The 23403-nt window shown below is 48.7% G+C and carries 21 protein-coding genes; 12 read left to right on the plus strand and 9 right to left on the minus strand.

The annotated features are described in order from the left end of the window. Positions 1-20: 20 nt before the first annotated feature. From MKY42_RS07645 to MKY42_RS07665, 5 genes are all read left to right on the plus strand, one after another. A complete protein-coding gene (locus MKY42_RS07645) occupies positions 21-800 on the plus strand; it encodes an ABC transporter ATP-binding protein (RefSeq protein WP_256222190.1) in 780 nt (259 codons plus the stop codon). Positions 801-847: 47 nt separating this feature from the next. Further along, positions 848-1978: a nicotinate-nucleotide--dimethylbenzimidazole phosphoribosyltransferase gene (gene cobT / locus MKY42_RS07650; RefSeq protein ID WP_179265480.1), complete on the plus strand. Its 1131-nt coding sequence runs from the start codon at positions 848-850 to the stop codon at positions 1976-1978. After that, complete coding sequence (gene cobU / locus MKY42_RS07655) at positions 1975-2535, plus strand: bifunctional adenosylcobinamide kinase/adenosylcobinamide-phosphate guanylyltransferase (protein ID WP_090894523.1); 561 nt, start codon at positions 1975-1977, stop codon at positions 2533-2535. Before cobT ends, cobU begins: the two co-directional genes overlap by 4 nt. Beyond that, positions 2532-3422, plus strand: coding sequence for an adenosylcobinamide-GDP ribazoletransferase (gene cobS, locus MKY42_RS07660; RefSeq protein WP_179265479.1), 891 nt, complete (start codon positions 2532-2534; stop codon positions 3420-3422). The genes cobU and cobS overlap by 4 nt, the downstream gene beginning before the upstream one ends. 72 nt (positions 3423-3494) lie before the next feature. After that, the gene (locus MKY42_RS07665; protein WP_090901950.1) at positions 3495-5036 is read left to right on the plus strand and encodes a cobyric acid synthase; all 1542 of its coding nucleotides are present in this window, start codon (positions 3495-3497) and stop codon (positions 5034-5036) included. Between the two features lie 221 nt (positions 5037-5257). On the opposite strand, the gene MKY42_RS07670 is transcribed toward MKY42_RS07665, so the two are convergent. Further along, complete coding sequence (locus MKY42_RS07670) at positions 5258-6958, minus strand: HAMP domain-containing methyl-accepting chemotaxis protein (RefSeq protein WP_090894527.1); 1701 nt, start codon at positions 6956-6958, stop codon at positions 5258-5260. 334 nt (positions 6959-7292) lie between these two features. On the opposite strand from MKY42_RS07670, the gene MKY42_RS07675 reads away from it, so the two are divergent. After that, positions 7293-8690, plus strand: a complete 1398-nt coding sequence (locus tag MKY42_RS07675; RefSeq protein WP_090894530.1) for an L-cystine transporter — start codon at positions 7293-7295, stop codon at positions 8688-8690. Positions 8691-8950: 260 nt separating this feature from the next. Continuing rightward, positions 8951-9634 (plus strand): queuosine precursor transporter, encoded by a 684-nt coding sequence (locus tag MKY42_RS07680; RefSeq protein ID WP_090894533.1) that lies wholly within the window; start codon positions 8951-8953, stop codon positions 9632-9634. A gap of 150 nt (positions 9635-9784) precedes the next feature. On the opposite strand, the gene MKY42_RS07685 is transcribed toward MKY42_RS07680, so the two are convergent. Next, positions 9785-10873, minus strand: coding sequence for a Xaa-Pro peptidase family protein (locus MKY42_RS07685; protein ID WP_179265478.1), 1089 nt, complete (start codon positions 10871-10873; stop codon positions 9785-9787). A gap of 505 nt (positions 10874-11378) precedes the next feature. On the opposite strand from MKY42_RS07685, the gene MKY42_RS07690 reads away from it, so the two are divergent. Next, the gene (locus MKY42_RS07690; RefSeq protein WP_339850167.1) at positions 11379-12587 is read left to right on the plus strand and encodes a PQQ-dependent sugar dehydrogenase; all 1209 of its coding nucleotides are present in this window, start codon (positions 11379-11381) and stop codon (positions 12585-12587) included. 102 nt (positions 12588-12689) lie between these two features. Here the strand turns inward: MKY42_RS07690 and MKY42_RS07695 are convergent, their stop codons facing one another. Beyond that, complete coding sequence (locus MKY42_RS07695; protein ID WP_090894541.1) at positions 12690-13421, minus strand: MBL fold metallo-hydrolase; 732 nt, start codon at positions 13419-13421, stop codon at positions 12690-12692. 78 nt (positions 13422-13499) lie between these two features. Further along, positions 13500-14045, minus strand: a complete 546-nt coding sequence (locus MKY42_RS07700; RefSeq protein ID WP_090894543.1) for a hypothetical protein — start codon at positions 14043-14045, stop codon at positions 13500-13502. A gap of 128 nt (positions 14046-14173) precedes the next feature. On the opposite strand from MKY42_RS07700, the gene MKY42_RS07705 reads away from it, so the two are divergent. Continuing rightward, on the plus strand, positions 14174-15037 hold the full coding sequence (locus MKY42_RS07705) for an SDR family oxidoreductase (RefSeq protein WP_179265475.1): 864 nt from the start codon (positions 14174-14176) through the stop codon (positions 15035-15037). Positions 15038-15154: 117 nt separating this feature from the next. On the opposite strand, the gene thrS is transcribed toward MKY42_RS07705, so the two are convergent. The 4 genes from thrS to MKY42_RS07725 form a co-directional block, all read right to left on the minus strand. Beyond that, on the minus strand, positions 15155-17131 hold the full coding sequence (thrS, locus tag MKY42_RS07710) for a threonine--tRNA ligase (protein WP_256221927.1): 1977 nt from the start codon (positions 17129-17131) through the stop codon (positions 15155-15157). Between the two features lie 244 nt (positions 17132-17375). Further along, on the minus strand, positions 17376-17504 hold the full coding sequence (locus MKY42_RS07715; RefSeq protein ID WP_339850174.1) for a hypothetical protein: 129 nt from the start codon (positions 17502-17504) through the stop codon (positions 17376-17378). A 105-nt stretch (positions 17505-17609) separates the two neighbouring features. Further along, positions 17610-19370 (minus strand): HAMP domain-containing sensor histidine kinase, encoded by a 1761-nt coding sequence (locus MKY42_RS07720; protein WP_339850176.1) that lies wholly within the window; start codon positions 19368-19370, stop codon positions 17610-17612. Beyond that, positions 19367-20134: a response regulator transcription factor gene (locus MKY42_RS07725; protein ID WP_339850178.1), complete on the minus strand. Its 768-nt coding sequence runs from the start codon at positions 20132-20134 to the stop codon at positions 19367-19369. The genes MKY42_RS07720 and MKY42_RS07725 overlap by 4 nt, the downstream gene beginning before the upstream one ends. Before the next feature lie 218 nt (positions 20135-20352). Here MKY42_RS07725 and MKY42_RS07730 point away from each other — a divergent pair, with 218 nt between their 5' ends. Together MKY42_RS07730 and MKY42_RS07735 are read left to right on the plus strand one after the other, a co-directional pair. Continuing rightward, entirely contained in the window at positions 20353-21513 is a 1161-nt protein-coding gene (locus tag MKY42_RS07730; RefSeq protein WP_256221928.1) for a M23 family metallopeptidase, read from the plus strand. 100 nt (positions 21514-21613) lie between these two features. Beyond that, the gene (locus tag MKY42_RS07735) at positions 21614-22117 is read left to right on the plus strand and encodes a GNAT family N-acetyltransferase (protein ID WP_090894552.1); all 504 of its coding nucleotides are present in this window, start codon (positions 21614-21616) and stop codon (positions 22115-22117) included. Between the two features lie 88 nt (positions 22118-22205). Here MKY42_RS07735 and MKY42_RS07740 read toward each other — a convergent pair whose 3' ends face one another. Beyond that, positions 22206-22706: a DinB family protein gene (locus MKY42_RS07740; protein WP_090894555.1), complete on the minus strand. Its 501-nt coding sequence runs from the start codon at positions 22704-22706 to the stop codon at positions 22206-22208. A 283-nt stretch (positions 22707-22989) separates the two neighbouring features. Here MKY42_RS07740 and MKY42_RS07745 point away from each other — a divergent pair, with 283 nt between their 5' ends. Beyond that, on the plus strand, positions 22990-23403 hold the full coding sequence (locus MKY42_RS07745) for a hypothetical protein (protein WP_090894557.1): 414 nt from the start codon (positions 22990-22992) through the stop codon (positions 23401-23403).

Here is a 23403-nt window from a genome sequence, read left to right on the forward strand (position 1 = left end):
ACCCTACCGAGAGTCGACCGATGATTGAAGTCACGAAAGCTGGTAAAATGTATGGTAACCATCGGGCTCTGCATGCGGTGGACTGGCAAGTCACAGAGGGTGAATGGTGGGGCGTTGTTGGTCCAAACGGCAGTGGAAAATCGACCCTGCTTCAGCTACTTGCCGGAACCGAACAGCCGAACGCTGGCAGCATACAGATTGATGGACGCGACATTTCCTCGTACACCCGCAAAGATCTGTCGCGCATGATTGCTGTCTTGCAGCAGGATGGACTGCCGGCCATCTCTTATCCCGTAAGGGATGTTGTCGAGATGGGACGTTATCCTTACCAGAACTGGCTTGGCAAAGAACCGTCGGATGGAGCAGCGATAGTTGATAAGGTGTTAGAGGAGTTGGGTCTGAGTGACATGGCCGAACGACCTTTGGATGCACTGAGTGGCGGTCAACGGCAGCGGGTTGCGCTTGCCAAAGTCATGGCTCAGGAACCCAGGCTATTATTGCTGGACGAGCCAACCACCTTTCTCGATATCAAATATCAATTGCAATTCATGGAGTTATTATCGGCGTGGCGTCAAAAAACTCATATTACGATTGTGGCGGTGCTGCATGATTTGAACCTGGCCGCGCAATTTTGTGATCATATTCTGGCGCTGCGTGAAGGGACTTGTGTAGGCAGTGGCACACCCCATTCGCTGATGACGGAAGAGAACATTCGGGAGATCTTCCGGGTGAGTCCGGCCATGGTGAATCATCCGGACAATGGATTGCCACAGCTGTTGCTAAGACGAGAGAAGAAATGAATGAATCGGGGGAGACCCCATATTTTGATAAAGGAAGTGCTGGCTGCATGAATAATGAACAGGTGTTGGAACAGTTAATGGGTCGGATCGTGGGTCCACATGAGGCAGTTGCAGCTGAGGCCTCCGCACATGTGGATGCATTGACCAAGCCACCCGGCAGTCTGGGCAAGCTTGAACAGCTGGTTATTCGTCTGGCGGGGATCACCGGTGAGACTCGGCCTTGCTTTGATCGAAGAGCTGTTATCGTTATGGCTGCGGATCATGGGGTGGTTGAAGAAGGGATTAGTGCTTTTCCTGCTGAGGTAACGCCGCAGATGGTCCTGAATTTCCTAACAGGGGGAGCGGCTGTCAATGTGCTTGCACGCCACGCTGGAGCTCATGTGATCTGTGTGGATATCGGCGTGAATGCCGATCTGGATCATCCGGACCTGGTCTCCCGCAAAGTCCGCAAAGGAACAGCCAACATGGCGAAGGGTGCTGCAATGACCCGGGATGAAGCTATTCAGGCCATTCTTGCAGGAGCTGAAGTGGTTTCCACCGAGGTAGCGAAGGGAACGCAGTTGTTTGTGACCGGAGAGATGGGGATCGGCAATACAACCGCTAGCGCAGCGGTGATGTGTGCATTAACCGGAACAGCACCTGCTTCAGCGGTTGGTCGGGGAACAGGTGTGGATGATGCCGGATTGCAGCGCAAAGCCGCAGTGGTCAGCCAAGCCCTCAGCGTAAATGCTCCGGATGCAGACGATGCACTCGATGTACTGTGCAAAGTGGGCGGACTGGAGATTGCCGGACTGACAGGCGTGATTCTCGCTGCTGCTGCAAACGGATGCCCTGTGGTCGTGGATGGATTTATCTCCAGTGCCGCCGCGTTGATTGCGAGTCAGCTTGCTCCGCTCAGTACAGAATACATGATTGCTTCCCACACATCGCATGAAAGCGGACATGCAGCGTTGCTGCGTGAGCTGGGTCTGAAGCCTATGCTCGATCTGGACATGCGACTGGGTGAAGGCACCGGAGGCGTGCTCAGTCTTCATCTAATTGATGCGTCATGTCGCATTCTGAATGAGATGGCGACATTTGCAAGTGCGGGCGTATCTGGTGGTACGACGGAGACTCTACCTACCGAGAATCCATCAGAATCTGTTGATTCATCGGTTCAAGGAGAGGTATCCCCATGAGTGTACTTGTGACGGGCGGGGCGCGAAGTGGCAAAAGTTCGTTTGCCGAGCGTCTCTGTATGCAGCGATCCTCTGAGGCTTGGTATGTCGCTACGGCGCAGGCTTATGATGACGAGATGCGCGAGCGGATACGTCTGCATCAGAGCCAGCGGGATGAAGCAGGATATCTGTGGCATACGGTGGAAGAACCGCTGGCACTGCCTGAATTAATTACACGAATGGGAGAGTCCTATACAGGTACGTCTGCACCGACCGTTCTGGTGGATTGTCTGACACTGTGGCTCAGCAATGTGCTGTTAGCGCATGAACATGAGCCGGTACAGGTGCTGTACGATCATATGGACGCACTGGTAGCGGCCATCCAGTCGTACCCGGGTCTGCTCGTGCTTGTCACCAATGAAGTAGGGGACGGTATTGTGCCGGAGTATGCGCTGGGCAGAAGATATCGGGATTTGGCGGGTATTCTCAATCAGCGGGTTGCTGCGATTTGCCGCGAAGTGTTTCTGGTGACAGTGGGTATTGCGATTGAGCTGAAAAGCAGGGAGTATCGTTTATGAGTAAAGGCGATCTTGAACAAAAACATGCGGCTGCGGCCGCTTTTCAATTTCTGTCCCGTTTCCCGGTAAAAATGCAGCTTGATTTCGTCCCGCCATTATTGCGGGAGAGTGTGGTGTATTACCCGCTGGTTGGTGCGGTCATCGGATTATGCGTCTGGCTGGGTGGAGCCCTGACGGGTGCACTGCTTCCATCGTTTCCGGCAGCGGTGTTAACCTTGACGTTATGGGTATGGCTAACCGGAGGCCTTCATCTGGATGGCTGGATGGATACGGCAGATGGGCTGCTTAGTTATCGATCCCGTGAGCGAATGCTGGAGATTATGAAAGATAGCCGTGTGGGAGCCATGGGCGTGATCGCCTGTGTCCTGCTGCTGATGATGAAAGCGTCATTAATTGCTGACTTTATCGCACGTGGCAATTGGGACTATGGAGCTTTGCTCATCCTGCCGATGATCTGGAGCCGATGGTTCATGGTGTATGCCATGGCGGCCTTGCCGAATGCACGCAAGGACGACGGACTCGCTGTCCTGTTCAAGGGTTTGGGTGAACGAAAGGAAGTCCAGCGTGCACGCAGCTCTGCGGTAGGACTAACCTTTCTGGCAGGTGTGATCACATGGGCAGTGGTATGGATCTTCCAGCCGGATACAGCCATGTTCCAGGTACTGGCAATGGAGAATGGACTAGGGACGTTACCATGGTGGCTATATCCTGTTGCAGCGATCATTGTGGTGCCACTGGCTGGTTATGTGATTGGCAAATTCGTTGCCGGGCGTATCAGTGAAAGGCTGGGTGGACTTACAGGGGACACGTATGGAGCCATGAATGAATTGCTTGAGGCCGCACTGCTAACGGTACTTAGTTTGTTGCAGGGATTCTTTTTGATATAACGCGGAGAGCGGGGGTGAGGGAACGTGGAAGATACTGCTGCACAAACGTCTGAACAAAAGGCGGCCGTATTAATGCTGCAAGGGACAGCATCGGATGTGGGAAAAAGCGTGATTACAACGGCCTTATGCCGAATATTCAAGCATGATGGCTTCAGGCCGGCTCCGTTCAAATCACAGAACATGGCGCTGAATTCTTACGTCACAGAAGACGGCAAGGAAATCGGAAGAGCCCAGGGGGCGCAAGCCGAGGCATGCGGCATTGAAGCAACAACGGATATGAATCCGATCCTGATCAAGCCGGTTCGGGATATGCATTCCCAGATTGTCGTGCACGGTGTGCCTCTTACACAGATGAGTGCATGGGACTACCGGCAGCATTTCCTGCCTGAAGCCAAACAAACGGTCATGGATGCACTGAATCGGTTGCGCGCGACGTATGATATCGTGCTGATGGAAGGTGCGGGAAGTCCTGCAGAGATTAATTTGAAGGATCGGGATATCGTTAATATGAATCTGGCGGGCTGGGCGGATGCTCCGGTTATTCTGATCTCGGATATTGATCGTGGCGGCGTCTTTGCCTCCATTGTAGGTACACTGGAGCTGCTGGAGCCGCATGAGGTTCAGCGTGTAAAAGGATTCATCATCAACAAGTTTCGTGGAGATCTTTCCTTGCTGCAGCCTGGGTTGGACTGGCTTGAAGAACGGACAGGCATACCTGTATTGGGCGTATTGCCTTACATAAGTGATATTCAGATTGAAGCGGAAGACTCCGTGGTGCTGGACTCCATGCGACATGGCAAATCCGGTCAGCAGGAGCTGGACCTTGCGGTAATTCGCTATCCGCGTATTTCCAACTTTACAGACTTTGATGCTCTTTCCCGAGAACCGGATGTGAGTGTGCGATACGTGACTTCTCCTGATGAACTGGGACATCCTGACGCCATTCTGCTTCCGGGTACGAAGGACACGATTGGAGATCTGGCTTTTCTGCGTGCGTCAGGACTGGAGCAAGCGATTGCCAGCCAGACGGAGCGTGAACATGTTCAGCTTGTCGGGATATGTGGTGGATATCAGATGCTCGGTCAGCATCTCAAAGATCCATTTGCGGTAGAAGCGAATCAGATACAGGAAGCCCATGGATTGGGATGGCTGCCCCTATCGACAACCTTTCTGCAGAACAAACAAACGGTAAGAGCCTCCGGGCATGTACACGGTCTTCATCCAATTCGTTTGCCCAAGGAAAGCGATGCAGCAAGCTCGTTGCCGATTAATGGATACGAGATTCATATGGGTGTTACCGAGTGTCTTGAGCCTGAACGTGTAACGGCCTTGTTCGAAATCGCCCATCCGGGAGGTCAATCCTTCAATGAAGGCTGGGGCACAATTGACGGCAAAGTGTGGGGAACATACCTGCATGGTTTGTTTGAAAGTGATCAGTTCCGGCGTTCATGGCTCAATGGTCTGCGTGAAGGAAAAGGGCTTTCTCCATTGCTGGAGACGTACAGCGCACGTGAACGCAAGGAAATGGAGTTCGACCGTGTAGCTGAATCATTACGTTCTTCATTGGATATGCAGCGTGTATACGAGATTATAGGCGTTCAGGCGCCTGAATAAAAAAACTGCTCGGGGTAACAGCGATCGAAAGGTTGTTCTGTCATCGGAGTGGCGCGTGTAAATATACATTAGTTCAATTTATATAATATGCAGTCCAAAAGAATACCCCCATGCGTGGCAACGTTCCCTGAAATCTGGAACGATGCTGAGCATGGGGGTATTTGAGTAGCTAATGTTAAGTTTGATTCGAAAATGGAAATAATGGGTTAAAGGTATTCCGATTAGTTTATTTTGAAGTTCTTCATGGCGGATTGCAGTTCTACCGCTTGTTCATGCAGATGACGTACGGTGCTGGAATGGGAATCCATCTCATTCAGTTGGAGATCCGCTGTAGAAGCAATCTCCTGCATGCTTTGACGGGACTTGGACGTGATCTGAGCCGTTTCTTCCACGGAAGCACTGACTTGTTCAGCTCCAGCAGATACTTGCTGGGTAGAGGCCGATACCGTCTGAATGGTCAGATTAACGTTCTGAATTAATTCGTTAAGCTGCTGGAACGCGGAGCCTGCCTGTTGAACCACATGAGTACCTGATCCAATCTCTTGGGTTACACGATTCATGGCATCAACGGAACGTTCAGCATCTTCGCGGATGGTACCCAGGTAATCGGAGATTTCCTCTGTAGCTGTCTTGGATTGCTCCGCCAGTTTGCGTACTTCTCCGGCCACAACGGCGAATCCGCGTCCATGTTCTCCCGCACGAGCTGCTTCAATGGAAGCGTTGAGGGACAGCATGTTAATCTGTTTCGTGATTTCAAAAATGGATTGAACGATGGTCCCTATAGCGATCGAGCGCTCGTTCATTGTTTCGACGTAACGCAGAGATTCGCTTGCGGTCTGGCCGACACGTTCCATTTGCTGAATGGCATCCTGTGCCAGTCGGTTACCGTTAACAGCTTCGTTCGCAGCATCTCCGATCTGCTCCGATACTTCGGCAGAAGAGGAAGCAATATGCATAATGCCTTGTGTGATTTCTTCCATGGCTCTTGCATTTTCGGCTGCGCTGGAAGCGATGCTTACGCTGCCTTTCTCGGCACTTTCCGCAGAACGACTGGAGTCTTTCACCATACCGGACATGGATTCTACCCGTTTGAGCAAATCATTGGAGCCTTCTACAACTTCATTGGATGTAGAGAGGGCGCGGCTAATCATTTCTTTCAGATTATGAGTCATCGTCTGGAAGCTTGAAGCGAGCTGTGCAATTTCATCCTTACCTTTAATCTGAAGTTCAGCAGTCAAATCTCCTTGTGATATCTGTTTGCTATGTTGAACGAGCTTGATGATCGGTTTGGTTACACGTTTGATCATGCTAGTCGAGATGAGCCATCCGAGCACAAAGACCAATGCTGTGATACCGAGGCACAACCAGAAGATCTGTGCAATCTTGTCCTGAATGAATTGGGCATCCATGCTAACAGCCATGATCATGTTACTTCCTGCGATCGGTATAAAGGCTGCTTTATGTACACCGAAGGAATCGGCATAAACCTGGCTGATTTCCATTTCTTTTTTCTCAGTGGCCTCATTCATTGCTGTTTCTACTTTAATTTCATCTCCGGCTTTCATGCCCGAGGAGGTATTCGCGATGACAACGACAGCTTTACCATCCTGAATGGACACAACGTAGGCTCCGTCCAAATTATGCTCTTTGGCTTTGCCAGCCAGATAGGATTCCACAGTCAGTGCAGCACCCTCAGATCCGGCTCCGCCACTCTGTACTTGCAAAATTTTAGAAGCGGATGTGTTCTTGTATATATCCTGAATGGACGTGCTCAGGACCTTGTCGAACTGTGGAAGCACGTAGCTCTGCATAATATTCATGGAGACAGCATAGAAACTGATACTAAACAACAAGGAAGCAACCAGCAGTACGAGGAACAGCGTGCCTCTGATTTTACCGGCAACGGTGCGATTTCGAAACATAGAATCATCCTTTCACGTCATGTTCATTAACATTATCGCTTTTCCGTTATCGTAAGACTAAATACCAACGAAGAAAGGCCTAATTTTCACGTTGAGAAAACTTGGGAATAAGCGGATATACCTATATTACAAAATTAACCGGAGGTTGAATACAATAATTTTCACGATTCAGTGTATTTTTTTCAGAAATAGATGAATTTGTTACACGCATATTACATAATATCAATTAATACCTACCAGAATAGTTTGTTATGTGATATATTGTTGGATATCGCTTTTGAGCGAGTAGAAAACCGGGATATCCGGTTACTCACACTGAGGAGGATTTATACAGATGAATACCTTTTTAATCATTTTGAACGTCGTGGTTATGCTCGCTCTTCTGGGTGTCCTGTTCTGGATGCAGAAGAAACATGTTTCTTTTACCAAGCGTGTGTTTGCGGGTTTGGGCATTGGGGTCGTATACGGCGTCATTCTGCAATTGATCTACACATCTGATTCTGACATCATTACCAAGTCGGTCGATTGGTTTAATCTGGCCGGTTCAGGATATGTTCGTTTGTTACAAATGGTCGTGATTCCATTGATCATGGTTTCCATCATTTCGGCTATCATGAATCTGAAAGGCAAGCAAAATCTCGGTAAAATGAGCCTTTCGATTATCGCAATCCTGCTCATCACGACAGCGATTGCCGCAAGTGTAAGTATTGTGACGAGCTTGAGCTTCAATCTGACTTCCATTGAGATCGAAGGTGGAGACCGAGAGCTTGCACAAGGCCAGAAGATGGAAGAACGTCTCGTTGATGTGAAGGATCAGACGATTCCACAGCAAGTACTGGAGTTCATTCCGTCGAATCCATTCGCGGACATGACCGGAGAACGTCGTACATCCACGCTGGCTGTTGTTATTTTCTCGGCCTTTATTGGTGTGGCAGTGCTCGGATTGGATCGCAAAAAACCACAGCAGGCGGAAACATTCCGCGGCATGGTCAATGCGGTATATGCGGTGGTTATGCGGATTGTAACGCTGGTGCTGAGGCTGACCCCTTACGGGATTTTGGCGCTGATTACGAAAGTAACCGCCACAACGAACCCGGATGAGATTCTGAAGCTGATCAAATTCGTCATTGCTTCCTACGTGGCGTTGATCGTTATGTTCATCATCCACCTGATTATTATTTCACTGTTTGGCTTCAATCCAATTACGTATGTGAAAAAGGTTCTGCCAACACTGATCTTTGCTTTTACTTCCCGTTCAAGTGCGGCAGCGATTCCGCTTAACGTGGAGACACAAACGAAGAGATTGGGTGTTTCGGACGGGATTGCGAACTTGTCGGCAAGCTTTGGTGCTACGATTGGTCAAAACGGCTGCGCCGGGATCTATCCGGCCATGCTGGCGGTCATGATTGCTCCTACGGTCGGGATTGACCCGATGAGCTGGGATTTCATTATTACTCTGATCCTGGTAGTCGTGATCAGTTCATTCGGCGTAGCCGGTGTAGGCGGCGGGGCAACCTTCGCTTCTCTGATCGTGTTGTCCACGATGAACCTGCCGGTAGCCTTGGCAGGCTTGCTGATCTCGGTTGAACCGCTCATCGACATGGGCCGTACGGCGCTGAACGTGAACGATTCGATGACCGCAGGTCTCGTATCCAGCAAAATTTTGAAAGAAAACGATCAGGATACATTCAATGATCAAAGCCGTGATCTGGATTCCGCCGTTCAGGTGTAATTCAGATTCATAATAGGCGGATGGCAGATACAGCCACAAGCCATACAAGAGCAGCCGTTCTTCGGGTTAATCCGGAGGGCGGCTTTTTGCTTTTTAGCATCCTTAGGGCATACCGTAAATATCACTTGAAGCCAGTTGTAGTTATTTAGTGCTGTTCAACTTTGGGGAAATGTGATAGAGTATTCATGTTTTGGCCCAGAGCCAAACCGCGGTTCGTAACCATCCCGCGTAATCAAAACTAGGAAGGCAGTGTATTTATATTGTTTAATTTAGGATGGGGAGCGCTTTTTGTTCTCGTAACGTATGGCTTTTTTCTTTTATGTTACCGCTTGTTCGGTAAAAAGGGTCTTTATGCCTGGATCGGTGTGGCAACAGTTATTGCCAATATACAGGTGACCAAAACGATAGATATTATGGGTATCGTTCTAACGCTGGGCAATACGATGTATGTTAGCATGTACCTGACGAGTGATCTGCTCAATGAGAAGTATGGACCGGGTGAGGCACGTAAAGCCGTATGGTTCGGGTTCTTCACATTGATCATGACGACAGTGCTGATGCAGATGGTATTGTTCTTTGAACCGGCGTCGACGGACTTTGCACAGGATTCGATGGTGAAGCTGTTTGGTTTGCTGCCACGTCTGGCACTCGGAAGTCTGACAGCCTATTTCATTAGCCAGTTTCTGGACGTACGACTGTACACTTGGCTGCGCAAGGTGGCGCCAGGGCGCAATCAGTTGTGGATACGTACCAACGGCAGCTCGATCATCAGTTCGTTTGCGGATACGCTGGTATTCTGCACGATTGCGTTTGCCTTCATCTATCCATGGAACGTCTGGCTTGAAATTTTCTTGACGACGTACGTCATCAAATTTGTATTGACCGCGGTAGGAACGCCGTTTCTATATGCTGCACGCAGCTTTAAATTCAAGGACGAAGCCTAGATTCTCTGTTATGCAGACGGCAAAATCTGAAGAACAAAAGAAAAATGTCCCGCAAAGCCATGCATTCATGGTTTCGCGGGACATTTTTGTTATGGCATCATATTTTCTTTAGGAGGAGCTGGCTGGGTAGTATGGTGATCCCAAAAAGGATTAGTCCGTCAGAATTTGCAGCTCTTTCGGATAGGACGTCAGCACCTCAACGCCAGTTTCTGTCACAAGTACATCATCCTCGATACGCACACCGCCTGCGCCAGTATAGATGCCAGGCTCAATCGTAAATACTGTACCTTCTTCCAGAATGTCCATGTTCTGTCCGTGCAGGGAAGGATACTCATGCACGTCAATGCCCATTCCATGTCCAACTCTGTGCAAGAAGCGTTCGCCGTATCCGGCTTCTTCCGTAACCTGGCGTGCTGCACGGTCAATATCCGCACAGGTGACGCCTGGCTTAACTGCACGAATGGCAGCTTCGTTTGCTGCGAGCACGGTGTTATAGATGGTTTTAAGTTCAGGTGAAATGTCACCAAAGGCAAATGTACGCGTAATATCTGATGCATACCCACCAGCGTAGACACCCATATCAAACATCAACAGATCACCATGCTGCAATTTGCGTTCACCTGGTGTGCCGTGCGGCAAGCCTGTTTTGGGTCCAGTGAGCACCATCGTATCGAAGGAAGGGCCGTCTGCACCCAGTTTTTTCATCTGGTATTCCATTTCGGCAACCAGTTCAATTTCGGATACGCCCGTACGAACGTGGGACAGTCCTTGGCGAAGCGTCTCCTCGATCAGATGAATGGCGTGGCGAATGCGAGCGACTTCATCCGGTGTCTTTTTCACACGCAAGGTGCGAAGCAGAGGACCGACATCTTCAAAGTTGGCAGCACCAAGAGCGGCGGTCAACTGTTCATAACGTGCAACAGTCACGTATTCTTTTTCGAGACCTACGCGGCCCAGACGTCCTTGATAACGCTCAAATAAGGCGTAAGGATTGTCCGTATCGGAATGTGTGGCAATGTTGGATACCGAAGAAGCGGCAGCGGCAGCTTCCTCGTCGAGTGCAGGCACGATCAACAGCGGATCTTCGCCGCGTGCAAGGACAAGCCCGAGGAAACGCTCATGCGGATTACTCGCAAAACCTGTTAAATAGTAAATATGTTTCGGATCTGTAATCAGCATGGCGTCTAATCCTTTTGTAGACAGACCCGCTTCCAGCCGGGATAAAGGAGTTTGATTCATGAGTGTAGTTTTCCACCTTTCATTCGTTCTACATAAATTGAACTAAATAATATTTACACTTGCCACTCCGATGACAGAACAACCTTCCGATCGCTGTTATCCCCAGATTTTTTTGGATTATCTTTTTCAAGGGGTAAAATCCGGGGATAGCGTATGCTTCCGATGCAGCTTTCTTTCAGACAGCTTTTAGGCGAACACTTCGCTTCTTCAGGTTATTTCTGTCCTCTCCGTTCTCGTGTAAATATTTAGTTCAATTTATATATCTTCTTTCTATTATAGAAGAATGTCGGGGAAATCCAAATGGGAAGCAGCATGATGACCGAAAATTAGCGTTAACTACCCGTTTAAGCGGCAGGTGGGGAGGGTAATACAGGGCGAAACCGCGTAGGTTTGCTAATTTGCTTGCTTACTTGCTTAACTTACTTATTTACTTACTTTAGAAATGGACGGTCCTTGAAGCCAGGATTACACGATATAACAAACACATTAGAAGGGAGACGTACTCATGAATAATCGACTAAGCGTTCCGTTATATGCTTCGTTACTCAGTTTGGCGTTGCTAACGGCCTGTGCTTCGGGTGACCCGGCGACAGAAGCGCAGCAGACATCACAAGGACAGGGTACAGGTCAGGGCCAGACAGCGGAAGGTGGTAATAACGGTGCGAGTGGTGGGGAAGAGGAAACAGATGAGAATGCTGTAATTCCTTACGAAGCCTCCGTGCTAGTCGAAGGACTCAATGTACCTTGGGAGTTGGTAAGCGTGCCTGATGGACGGATGTTTGTAACAGAGCGACCGGGTACCATTCGGGTCATCGAAAGCGGAGAGTTGGCATCTGAACCTCTGATTGAATTTGCTGCTCCGTTTAATGAAGAGGGGGAAGGCGGCCTGCTTGGACTTGCTGCTGATCCGGATTTTAATGATAACGGCTATATGTATGCATACCATTCCTATCTGGAAGGTGATGGTGACATTGCCAATCGGGTGTTGCGCTTGAAGGTGAGTGATGGGAAGGCGACCATAGACAAGGAGCTGCTCAGTGACATTCCTGGTGGGGTGAATCACAATGGAGGACGGATCAAGATTGGCCCGGACAATCTGCTCTATATTACGACAGGTGAACGCTATGAACCGGAGCTGGCCCAGAACGAAGATAGCTTGGGTGGCAAAATATTGCGGATTGGTCTCGACGGATCGATCCCAGAAGATAACCCTTGGCCTAATTCACCTGTGTACAGTATAGGGCATCGGAACGCACAGGGCCTGGCTTGGAACCCGGACAATGGCTATCTGTATGCCACAGAGCATGGTCAGCGTAATTTTGATGAAATAAACCGGATTGAAGCTGGTGAGAATTATGGCTGGCCTGAGGTGGAGGGAGACGATGATGACAACGGCACATATCAGGCTCCGCTTGCCCATAGTGGAGATGAAACATGGGCACCATCAGGTGTAGCCTTTATTGAGGAAGGTCCGTGGGCCGGATCACTGCTTGCTGCCAATCTGCGGGGTGAACAACTGCTCAAAATTACTCTTTCCGAAGACGGTACACAAGTAACGCAGGTGGAGCCGATTTTTAAGAACGAGTGGGGACGTATTCGTAATGTGACTGCCGGAGAAGACGGGAAGTTATATGTGCTGACGAACAACCGGGATGGCAGGGGATCTCCGCGTGATGGAGATGACCAATTAATCGTTCTGACGCCGAAACTGTAACATTTACAATAGAAAAGGGGTTGTCCCGCCATGTTCATGACGTATGGGACAGCCCCTTCGCTTCAATATTTACGTAAATATAGCTTAGGTTGCAGATACCAATTAGTCCGCGCTTTCCGCGAGTTCAGCAATGCGCTTACTGGGCTCATCGGTAAACTCACCACCATGGTAACAAAGCACCTTCTCCAGCTTCAGGCCAAGCAATCTTTTCAAGCTGCGCAGTGCTTCAGGCATGTCCGGTGTTGCAGGTGGAGAAGGACCTTCCAATTCATCGTCGACCACACGCAATTCATCCGCAGCGAGCAGGAATTGTTGCTCCCGGAAGTACAGGCAGATATGTCCTGGGGTGTGCCCTGGTGTATGAATGACCTGGATGCCGCCTTGTAGGGGCAGCATGTCACCGTCCTCTAACACTTTGGATATTTTGAACTCAGTCCGCTGTGAGATCAATTGTTCCGCCAGCTCCGCTATAGGTTTAGGCAGCAACGCTTTGCGTTCTGGTGTGAACTTGATCATGGGCTCTTTGCCCGTGATATACGGAATTTCATCGCTATGTGCCCAGATTTCTACTTCCGGAACAGCATTCACCAGGGCACTAAGGTTTCCCATGTGGTCTATATCAGAATGTGTTAAAATAATGCGCTTGATATCAGATAGCTGAACGCCTTCATGCTCCAGTGCGGACTGAAGTTCGGCGAATTGGCCAATCATGCCAGTATCCACAAGCGTAATACCATCTTCATCGCGCAACATGACAGGATAGATCGGGTTTTTACCCGCAGGTGTAACAATATGAAGATTTAGAACCGTAATATCCATGGATGGTTTGTTCATATTTATTTCCGGATCGAACCCGGAGCACCTCCTTTATTGTGTAGGACCATTTTACATGTTGTGGTTATCATGCATTCGTTAGTTCTCTGGCTGATTATATTTCAAGTATTTTCTATACTTCTTCACCGTATCCAGGGTGGATTCAAACTCTTGATTTGCATCATGATGTTCTCTCAAGATGGAAGCATAAGAAAAGTTGGAGTGAATAAGTTTATTTCTTAGTTGAAACACTTTGGCTATTTCTTCTTCCAATTTCTCTTCACCCGATTTCAGGGAAAGATGCTGGATTTTCAATTCAGCTTGAAGGATCTCGATATTGGATAATGAACGGTATGCAGGAGTTTTCATCAGCTGGATCGAATTAAAATTTTTTTGATACGTTTGCTGGTATAGTTGATTTAGCAGGTCTTCAATAATCGTGCATAATTCAATTGTCCATGAACTATATTTTCGCTCTTTCCGTTTTTGGGTAAGCTCACCAATCTCTTCATCGTTCCACAGTTTATCTTTTTCATACAGGGATGAGTCTGTCTTTTGCTGGAGATTTTGAACTTCCTGTTCGATGAGTGCAATTTCAAGTTTCGCTTCTTTTTTCAGTTTCTTGAAGTCTTCTTTGGTTAGCATACGTATCCTCCCTATAAGACCAATATGTGATCTTTTGATTATCTCATATTGACGTCAGTAGTGCTAAGAAACAAGAAGACGAGTGTTCCAAAATATGAAGAACCTCTGGTTCAGAAGGGAAGTACCTGATGTCCATTCCAACAGCCATTGTTACGGGAGCCAACTCAGGCATGGGTCTGGCAACCACCATTGAACTTGCAAGGCAAGGGTATCACGTGATTATGGCGTGCCGCAGCGAGAAGCGCGGACAGCAGGCACTGGAGGAGGCGCTACGTCAGTCCGGCTCTACTGCGATTGAACTGATGCTGTGTGACCTGGGGTCACTGGAGAGCATTCGCCATTTTGCCCAATTCTTCCGTGAGCGTTACGACACACTTGACGTTCTCGTTAATAATGCGGGTGTCGTCATGTTGAAGCGCCAGGAAACCTCCGACGGTTTCGAACAAGCGATCGGTATTAACCATCTTGGACATTTCCTGCTGACGTTACTCCTGATCGAACCTTTGAAGTCTGCGAAGCAGGGGCGTATTGTAAATGTTTCGTCTGGTGCTTACAAAGCCGGCAAAATCCATTTCGAAGATCCCCATCTGCACAAAGGCTACAATCCAATCAAAAGTTACGCCCAATCCAAGCTGGCTAACGTGTTGTTCACCCGTGTACTGGCCCGTAAATTAGCGGATACCCGAATCACCGTGAATTGTCTTCATCCCGGTGCGGTGGGCACAAGTATTGGCGTAGACCGTAATACCGGTTTTGGCACTCGTATTATGGCTTTGGTGGGCAAGCTGCCGTTTTTCCTTTCACCTGAAGAAGGGGCACAAACGGCCATCTATCTCGCCACAAGCCCTGAAGTCGCCGGGGTAACCGGGCGTTACTACTATCAACAAAAGGACCAGGAGTTGAAAGCCCATGCGCTGGATGTTGCAGCCGCTGAGCGTTTCTGGACATGGAGCGAAGAGCAAGTTGGACTTAGACCCGAAGAGAAATTGTAATTACTGACTGTTCGAAGCAGAAGAGCCTGCATCCTTGCGACAGAATTAGAGGCGACCGTTTTCCATATTAACGGGCTGCCTCTAACGTTAAGTTTCAGCCGATTCCTGATTAAGCGCTCAGGCTTTGGCCTTCACAGCTTGCTGAATCAGCTCCATAAATGCTTCAATGCGCTGAATGCCTTGATCGCCCTGACCGTATGCACGGACAGAGGCGGATGAGGCATTTTTCTCATTTTCCCCGAGTACGAGCGAGTAAGGCACTTTTTCCATCTGAGCTTCACGGATTTTGTAGCCGAGCTTCTCACTGCGCAAGTCTGTTTCTACCCGAATACCGGCAGCCCGCAGCTGGCTCTGAACCTGAAGCGCATAATCTGCGTAATGATCTGACACTGGCAGCAGCTTCACTTGCACGGGCGCGAGCCAGAGCGGGAACGCACCTGCATAATGTTCAGTCAGGATGCCGATGAACCGATCAATTGAACCATAGATGGCACGGTGGATCACGACAGGACGGTGTTTCAGGCTATCCTCGCCAATATAAGTGAGATCGAACTTCTCGGGCATTTGGAAATCAAGCTGAATTGTTCCGCACTGCCAGCTGCGCTTCAGTGCATCGAGAATGTGGAAGTCAATTTTCGGACCGTAAAAGGCACCATCACCCTCGTTAATACGGTATTTCACACCGCGCCGATCAAGTACATTCTGCAATGCGCTTTCTGCTTGATCCCACAGCTCTTGCGATCCCATGGAATCTTCCGGACGAGTGGACAACTCAATATTGTACTCAAATCCAAAGATGTCGTACATACGTCCGATCAATGAAATCGCCTGATTAATCTCTTCCTCGATCTGCTCTGGCATCACATAGAGATGGGCATCATCCTGACAGAATGTCCGCACCCGCATCATGCCGTTCAGAGCGCCTGAGAATTCATGGCGGTGCACCTGACCGAATTCCATCATACGAATCGGCAGCTCACGATAGGAATGGAGTGTATTTTTGAAAATCAGCATGTGACCCGGGCAGTTCATAGGTTTCAGGGCAAAAGTCGCATCGTCCACTTCCGAGAAATACATATTGTCCTTGTAATGCTCCCAGTGACCCGATTGCTCCCACAGCCGGTTGTTCATCATGAGGGGAGTGCGAACTTCCTGATAGCCTTCCTGTAGCTGCAGTTCACGGGAGAATTGCTCCAGTTCTGTACGGACAGTCATGCCTTTGGGCAGATAGAACGGCATACCGGGTGCTTCTTCGGAGAACATGAACAGTTCAAGCTCCTTGCCCAGTTTGCGGTGATCCCGTTTCTTCGCTTCTTCCAGCATGTGCAGATGTTCATCCAATTGGGCTTTGCTTGGGAAAGCAGTGCCGTAGATGCGCTGCAGCATTTTATTGTCCGAGTTGCCGCGCCAGTATGCACCAGCCACATTCAGCAGTTTGAATGCTTTGATCCGACCAGTGGAAGGAAGATGTGGGCCGCGACATAGATCGAAGAACTCTCCTTGGTCATAAATCGAAAGCTCAGCGTCCTCCGGTAAATCCTGAATGAGTTCAAGCTTATATGGGTCCTGAATCTCTCCAAAGATGCGAAGTGCTTCCTCCCGGCTAACTACCCGGCGGCTAATCTTTTCATTTTCTTTTATGATGTTGTTCATTTCTTGCTCAATGGCAGCCAAATCACTGATCGATAGAGCATGCTCCAGATCAACATCGTAATAGAATCCATCTTCAATGACTGGCCCGATGCCCAGCTTCACTTGTTCTGCACCGTAGATGCGTTTGAGAGCCTGCGCGAGTACATGAGCTGTGCTGTGTCGGTAACGATACAGACCTTCCGCGCTGTCCAAAGTAACGATGACGAGTTCACAATCTTGCTCAAGTCCCCAGTCGAGATCGACATTCTTACCATTTACGATTCCGCCGATGGCTTGTTTACCCAGACTTGTGCTGATGGATGAGGCGACCGCTCCTACAGTGATGCCTGCGTCGTAAGAACGTACAGCTCCGCCTTGCAGGCGAATTTCAATCGGATGTAGAGTTTGCTGTTGGTCATTCGATTGGTTGCTGGATTGACTGTTATTATTCGGATTATTCATGTGAACCACTCTCCAATATTCAAAATTTGAAGCGCAAAAAACACCCGTCCCGGAAAAGGGACGAGTGCGCTCAGCTCGTGGTTCCACCCTAATTTGGTTATGAATGCTCCTGAACACGACCAGCCGCCGCAAGCAAGAAACATCATAACCCTCATTGGAATCCGTTATCGGGGATCAGGCGGTGAACTCTACTGACAGCTTTGTCCGGAATCCGGGAAGAAGACCGAAAAGCTGATGTTCGAGGTCACGGCTGCAGAGGGGTAATTCCGGTCCGTTCGCTGAAGAAGGTTTCACCAATCCCTTCTCTCTCTGGGCAGCACGCAAACGGAATCTTGTCTCTGGTCATCGCCAAATATGCAAAATCGATATCCATTAAATTGATCTTAATATCGTTCAAGTCCATATCAAAATGTTGGAACAGGTGTTATTGAGTGTCGATTATATAGATTGAAAATGAAAAGGTCAAGCGGAATGTTTTTTACCCCTGTTCTGATTGTCCATCCCATATTAATCGAATGACAGTACCCTCACCAGAAGTCGATTGTACTTCAATACGACCCTTCATCGCTTCAATTAAGCCTTTTGTTACGGCCATACCAAGGCCTGAGCCGACATCGGATGTGCCTGTATCCGTCCCTCGGTAATATCGTTCAAACAGCCTCCAGACCAGTTCCGGGTCCATTCCTTGTCCATCATCGGCAAAATGAACACTGAACTCACCCGCCTGCTTACCTGGATGCACACTAACGGTCAATGTCGACTCCGCTGGATTATGCAGAAGGGCATTAGCGGTCAGATTATCTACAATACGTTCAAACGAAGGAATATGCACATGGCCGTAAACCGGAACTTTCGCAGGGCGGAATACAATACGCCCCTCTCCATATATCGGGTTTCGTTCTGCACGCTGGACGAGATCATGCAGCAGCGTATTTACGTCAGTTTCTTCCACTTGTGGCTGGTATCCGCCGCTGCGCAATCGGTACGTCATAGCAAGGTCATTCACAAGTCGGTCCATATACATGGATTTGTCCAGCATAATGCTCGCAAATTCCCTCACTTCTTCCGGGGACCAGCTATATTTCTGTGCTTCAAGCATATGGGCGTATCCCTGGATGGAGGACAGCGGTGTCTTGAGATCATGCGTTATTCCGGCAATCCAATCCTCGCGCAGAGATTCGGTCTGTTTACGGAGCTCTTCGTCTTGTTTCAGTGTAGCGGATAATGCCTGCATGGAGCGAAGCACCTCGGCATAAACGTGGTACTTCCGCTTCCATTTGCCATTTCGTCGCTGGCTGCGAGGTACGCCGCCAATGCCTGTGGGCTCTTCATAATGTCCCTGTTCCAGACGCTGGAGCCATTGGAGCATATGCAGCATGGGAGAACCGAAACGATTGGCGTACCATAGGGCCAGCAGGATAAGCAAAATGACAACGGAGAGGAGCAGCACGATGACCACTGGGGTCAAAATAAAGTTATAAGGATTTTTATCCCCTGTAGCAGTTGGATCGACAGGTATACTGAGCATCCAGGTCGTGCCATTCTGATCATCGTAAAAGGTTGCGATCGATATTCCATATCGATTGGGGTAACGAATACGCAAAGCCAGTTCCTGTATGTTGTAACTGCCAGGGACGTCCATAGCAGGTTTATTATAGGAAGCCAGCTCTTGACCATAAGCGTCCAAAATTTGCAGATAGGCACCTTTGGAACGAATGGCATCCTCTTGTTTGGGCTGCAGCATCAGCTCTCCATTGGTGTAATGACTGTCCACACGGGCTTGATCGAGTAAGGATTTGGCCTGATTGCGTTCGCCGTATAGCAAGGTGAACATCTCGCCGTTTTTCTCCCGAATCAGCATGACAATCTGGTACGGGAACGGCTTTTTCGCCTCCCAGTATGCGATCAATTCTCCAGGCTTGTATTGCTTCGGGACGTCATCCGGTGTATCAAAATCATCAATAACATAGCCTTTTTCGTCCACAACCTGAAGCCATCCCTGATTTTTCTCGACCTGTTTCAGCAGCCTGGGATCATAACGGACCGTACCATCGGGCATGATTTCTGCGGTATTAATCAGTTGGTCAAGCCCACTTGTAGCGAAGTCATCCACCAAGCTTACTTCATTAACCTTTTGAACGACCCAATAGGTGGCTGCAGAACCCAACAGGATGATAAGGACTACTGCGCCAGCAAGCATACCGATAAACCGGGTCATTAACCTGCGACGAATACTCATGCGCGTGACACTTGGTTAGGCTGAATGAGTTTGTACCCCAATCCCCGGACGTTGACGAGAAATGCAGGGTTAGAGGGATCAGCTTCAATTCGCTCACGAATCCGGTGAATATGAACCATAACGGTGTTGTCATCGCTGATCGCTTCCGAACCCCATACACGCTCATACAATTCCGATTTGGTGAAAATACGATTGGGATGCTTGCAGAAAAAGAGCAGCAGCTGATAGACAAGGGCCGGACAGGTTACGGGCTGCCCCTCAACCTGAAGCTCACCGGCTTGTTCAAACACTTGAAAACGGCCAAAATCATATACCCCTCCCTGCACAGCAGGAGATGACGAAGTTGCGTCAGAAGAGGGCGGAGTCGCCGATGTAGTTATCGCTATTTTGGTGGGTAAATAACGTTTCAGCAGTGATTTGATCCGGGCGACCACTTCCAGTGGATTAAATGGTTTAACGACATAATCATCGCCGCCAACGGCGAATCCGGTTAACTTGTCATAATCCGTTGTTTTGGCGGTCAAAAAAAGAATTGGTGCATCGGTCACCTGCCGCAGAAAGGGACAGATTTCCAGTCCGCTTTTGCCTGGCAGCATGATGTCCAGCACGATACAGTGATAGGTTTTATTTTCGCAGGCGGTAATCGCCTCTTCTCCAGTGGTAACGGTGTCGATGTCTACAAATTGTTCTTTGAGCAGGACGGTTTTGAGCATATGTAAAATGGCTTGTTCATCATCAACTAGCAGTATGGAGACGTGATCCATGATGTGTAATGACCTCCTAGGGCTTCCTATTTGTTTATTGCTAATCATACCATCCGAAAGGGTAATGTAGTGTGTGAGCTATCTTAACGGAATCTTAATTATGAAGACTTTGCAGACGCCACAGTTTAACTACATGTAAGGAAGGGTTAGACGAAGGATAAGATTCAGTCTGTACACTTAACTGGAAAGTATAACGAACACCAGAAAGGATGTTGAGCATGAGATGGAGAATGAACAGGCAGCATGAGAGAAGCGAAATAGAGGAGCAGCGTTCGAATTGCGGGGAAAATACGCTGGAATCCGAGTATGCGGCACCTGAGAAATTACAGCGTAGAAAGAGCTGGAGGCTGATTGCCATTACCCTTGGCGCCTGCGTGATGTTGTCTGCATGCGGTAACAGTAACTCGATTACATCCGAGCAGGCGGGGCAGCAGTCCAAGGGACAGACGACAAATACCAACGAAGCGAGTGAGAATACCCATCAGGAAGAGAATTCAGGTACAGAGGTGAGCGCCATCATTACACCCGACAATTTCATCGATACGTTAATGAACGGTTCCAAGGATGCCATTTACAGTCAGATGAGTCCCGAGTTGAAGGACGCACTAACGCTTGAACAGTTTAAAACGTCTGCGGATCAATTCCTTGAGGGTGTAACTTCCTTTGATTTAGTGGTGGATGCCAAAGTGAACGATATAACCGAGTTCGCCTGGAAGGATCAAACGGGAACCAAAGGCATTCAAGCCTATTTTACCGAAGCCAATCAGATTGAAGGGCTGTTAATCCAACCACTGGAGTCACATGAGGATACGGACCAAAAGCTCACCAAAACCGAATTTCAGTTCCCTATGAAGGGTGAATGGTATGTGTTCTGGGGAGGCAATGATGTGATGTCGAACTATCATTACGAGCATGAAACACAGCGTTATGCGCTAGATATCATTCGGACCAAAGATGCTTTCAGTTACAACGGAGATCCGAAGGTGAACGAAAACTACTACGCTTTTGGTGAGCCGCTCTATGCAGCTGCGGACGGAACTGTAGTTGATATCAAGAATGATATTCCAGACAACATACCAGGTGTTATGAACCCGGAACAACCTGCGGGTAACAATGTGGTCATTGACCATGGAAACGGAGAATACAGCATCACCGCGCATATCAAGGAAGGCAGTGTAGCGGTCAAAAAAGGGGATAAAGTCAAGCAGGGAGACCTCATTGGAGAGCTGGGTAACTCAGGTAATTCCAGTGAAGCTCATTTGCATTTTCAGGTATCGGACGGCTCGGATCTATTCACTTCCCGTTCTGTTAACATTCGTTGGGCAGATCAGAGCCAGCAGATGACTCGGGGTAATACAATTCAAGGATTGCCTGAGTAAGTGTGGAGTTGACCCGAATGTTGGGGGATGACGTCGACTTCCTTCCTCCGTTATAATACCGTCATAAGATAGAATCGATCTGGATGATGGAGGAGTAGACATGAAGCTGGATAGTGTGCAGATTGAGTATGCGCGTCGTGAGGACTTGCCAAGGATTGTGGAGATCTATAATTCTACGATTGAAAGCCGAATGGTGACGGCGGATTTGGAGCCGGTGACCGTGGAGCAACGTATTCCGTGGTTTGAGGAGCACTCATCCGATCACCGCCCACTTTGGGTTATGAGACATGAGGGACAGGTTGTTGCCTGGGCCAGCCTGAGTTCGTTTTATGGACGCCCTGCGTACAATGGGACGGTGGAAGTCAGTGTGTATGTGGATCAGCAGTGCCGAGGAATTGGGGCTGGCGGACGTTTGCTGCATACGATTTTTGATGCTTGTCCTGCGCTTGGAATCAAGACGATTCTGGGTTTTGTGTTTGGACATAATGAACCGAGTCTGGGGTTATTGCGCAAACATGGCTTTGAACAGTGGGGATATTACCCTGAAGTGGCTGTACTGGATGGCGTCAACCGGGATTTGGCGATTTTGGGCAAAAAAATATAAGCATGTTTCAAAATAAATGAAAACCTCCAGATCCACAATGCGTGGATTGGAGGTTATTTTTGCTTACATAGAGTAAATAGGGGATGACTTAGGTGTGCGACACGCCAAGCCTTTGTTTAATATCCTGAATCTGTGCCAGATGACGCTCTTCATGATAGCTTGCAAAATCGACCCATTGAGCCAGATCCATCTCACCGAAAACCGGGTGAAGAAAGGATTTGCTCCGCAGCAGTTCAGACTCATGATCTTGTGCAACGTGCATCAATGCCTGGTGCGAGTCTTCCAGGTCGTGGCGTACATTCGCCATCGTCTCTGGTTCCGCAGGAGGCTGGAGGTGAGATGGAGCACTAACAGAGTGGCTGCGATCCAGTGTAAGCTCATATGGCTTTTTGTCCACAGCAACGGTCTGTTCCTTCTCTAGCGCGGTGCGGGCTTGCTTCACAATGATGCTTTCCATCAAATTCAGGTGACGGAGAACTTGCATAATACTCCAGTGGTCAGGTTTTGGGTGGAGGTTCAATTGTTCTTCATTGAGTCCAGAGACGGCTTCCCAGATTTGGCTCCGAATGTCGTCATTACGAGTGAACATCGCGCGATCCTCTCCTTTATATGAGTTCTATGATGTCAGCTTGTGTAAGCACAGTGCCTAAAATGTGGATGCTTGATATACATCATAGAGGATCTGAAAGGTGAATGCGAAGATATGTTTTAAATACTTTGTTAGTTGAAGTTATGTATATGAGATTGACGCTGTTTTTTTATAAACGGGTCATATCAAATTATGTCATCGCCAAAAAAGGATTGACGCTAAGTAGTGCTGCACTCTATAATCGATAACAAGTAACTTGATATGTAAGGAGTCCTGACATGGTATGTTAGTAATTGACGAGGTGTATCACCATACAGCATTGCAAATATCATCGTCCGATTTATTGTACCTTATCCAACAGCTCAAGGTCAAAAAAGAAAATGAGATCGAAACGCTCAAACATAAAATTGAACAATTCGAACAAAAAAAACGTGCGGAAGAAGTGGCTTATCAATCCTTGTCGACTGTACGCAAATGGTTCGCAGGCCGCCCCGCCTCCCATCACCAGGCGGTGGAATATATGGTTCAGGTGAAGGAACGTTTTCGCAAAATGGAACAAATCCGGCGGCGGATACGTGAACTGGACCGCATTGCTGAACGAATCAAGCATCCGGATAGCATCGAACGGGACGAGATCGAGCTTGCGCCCGAAACGATCCGTGAGATTAGACAGCTTAGGGAAACGGAGGATGTATAA

Origin of the sequence: Paenibacillus sp. FSL W7-1088 (assembly GCF_037969855.1) — a bacterium.
Taxonomy (GTDB): Bacteria; Bacillota; Bacilli; order Paenibacillales; family Paenibacillaceae; genus Paenibacillus.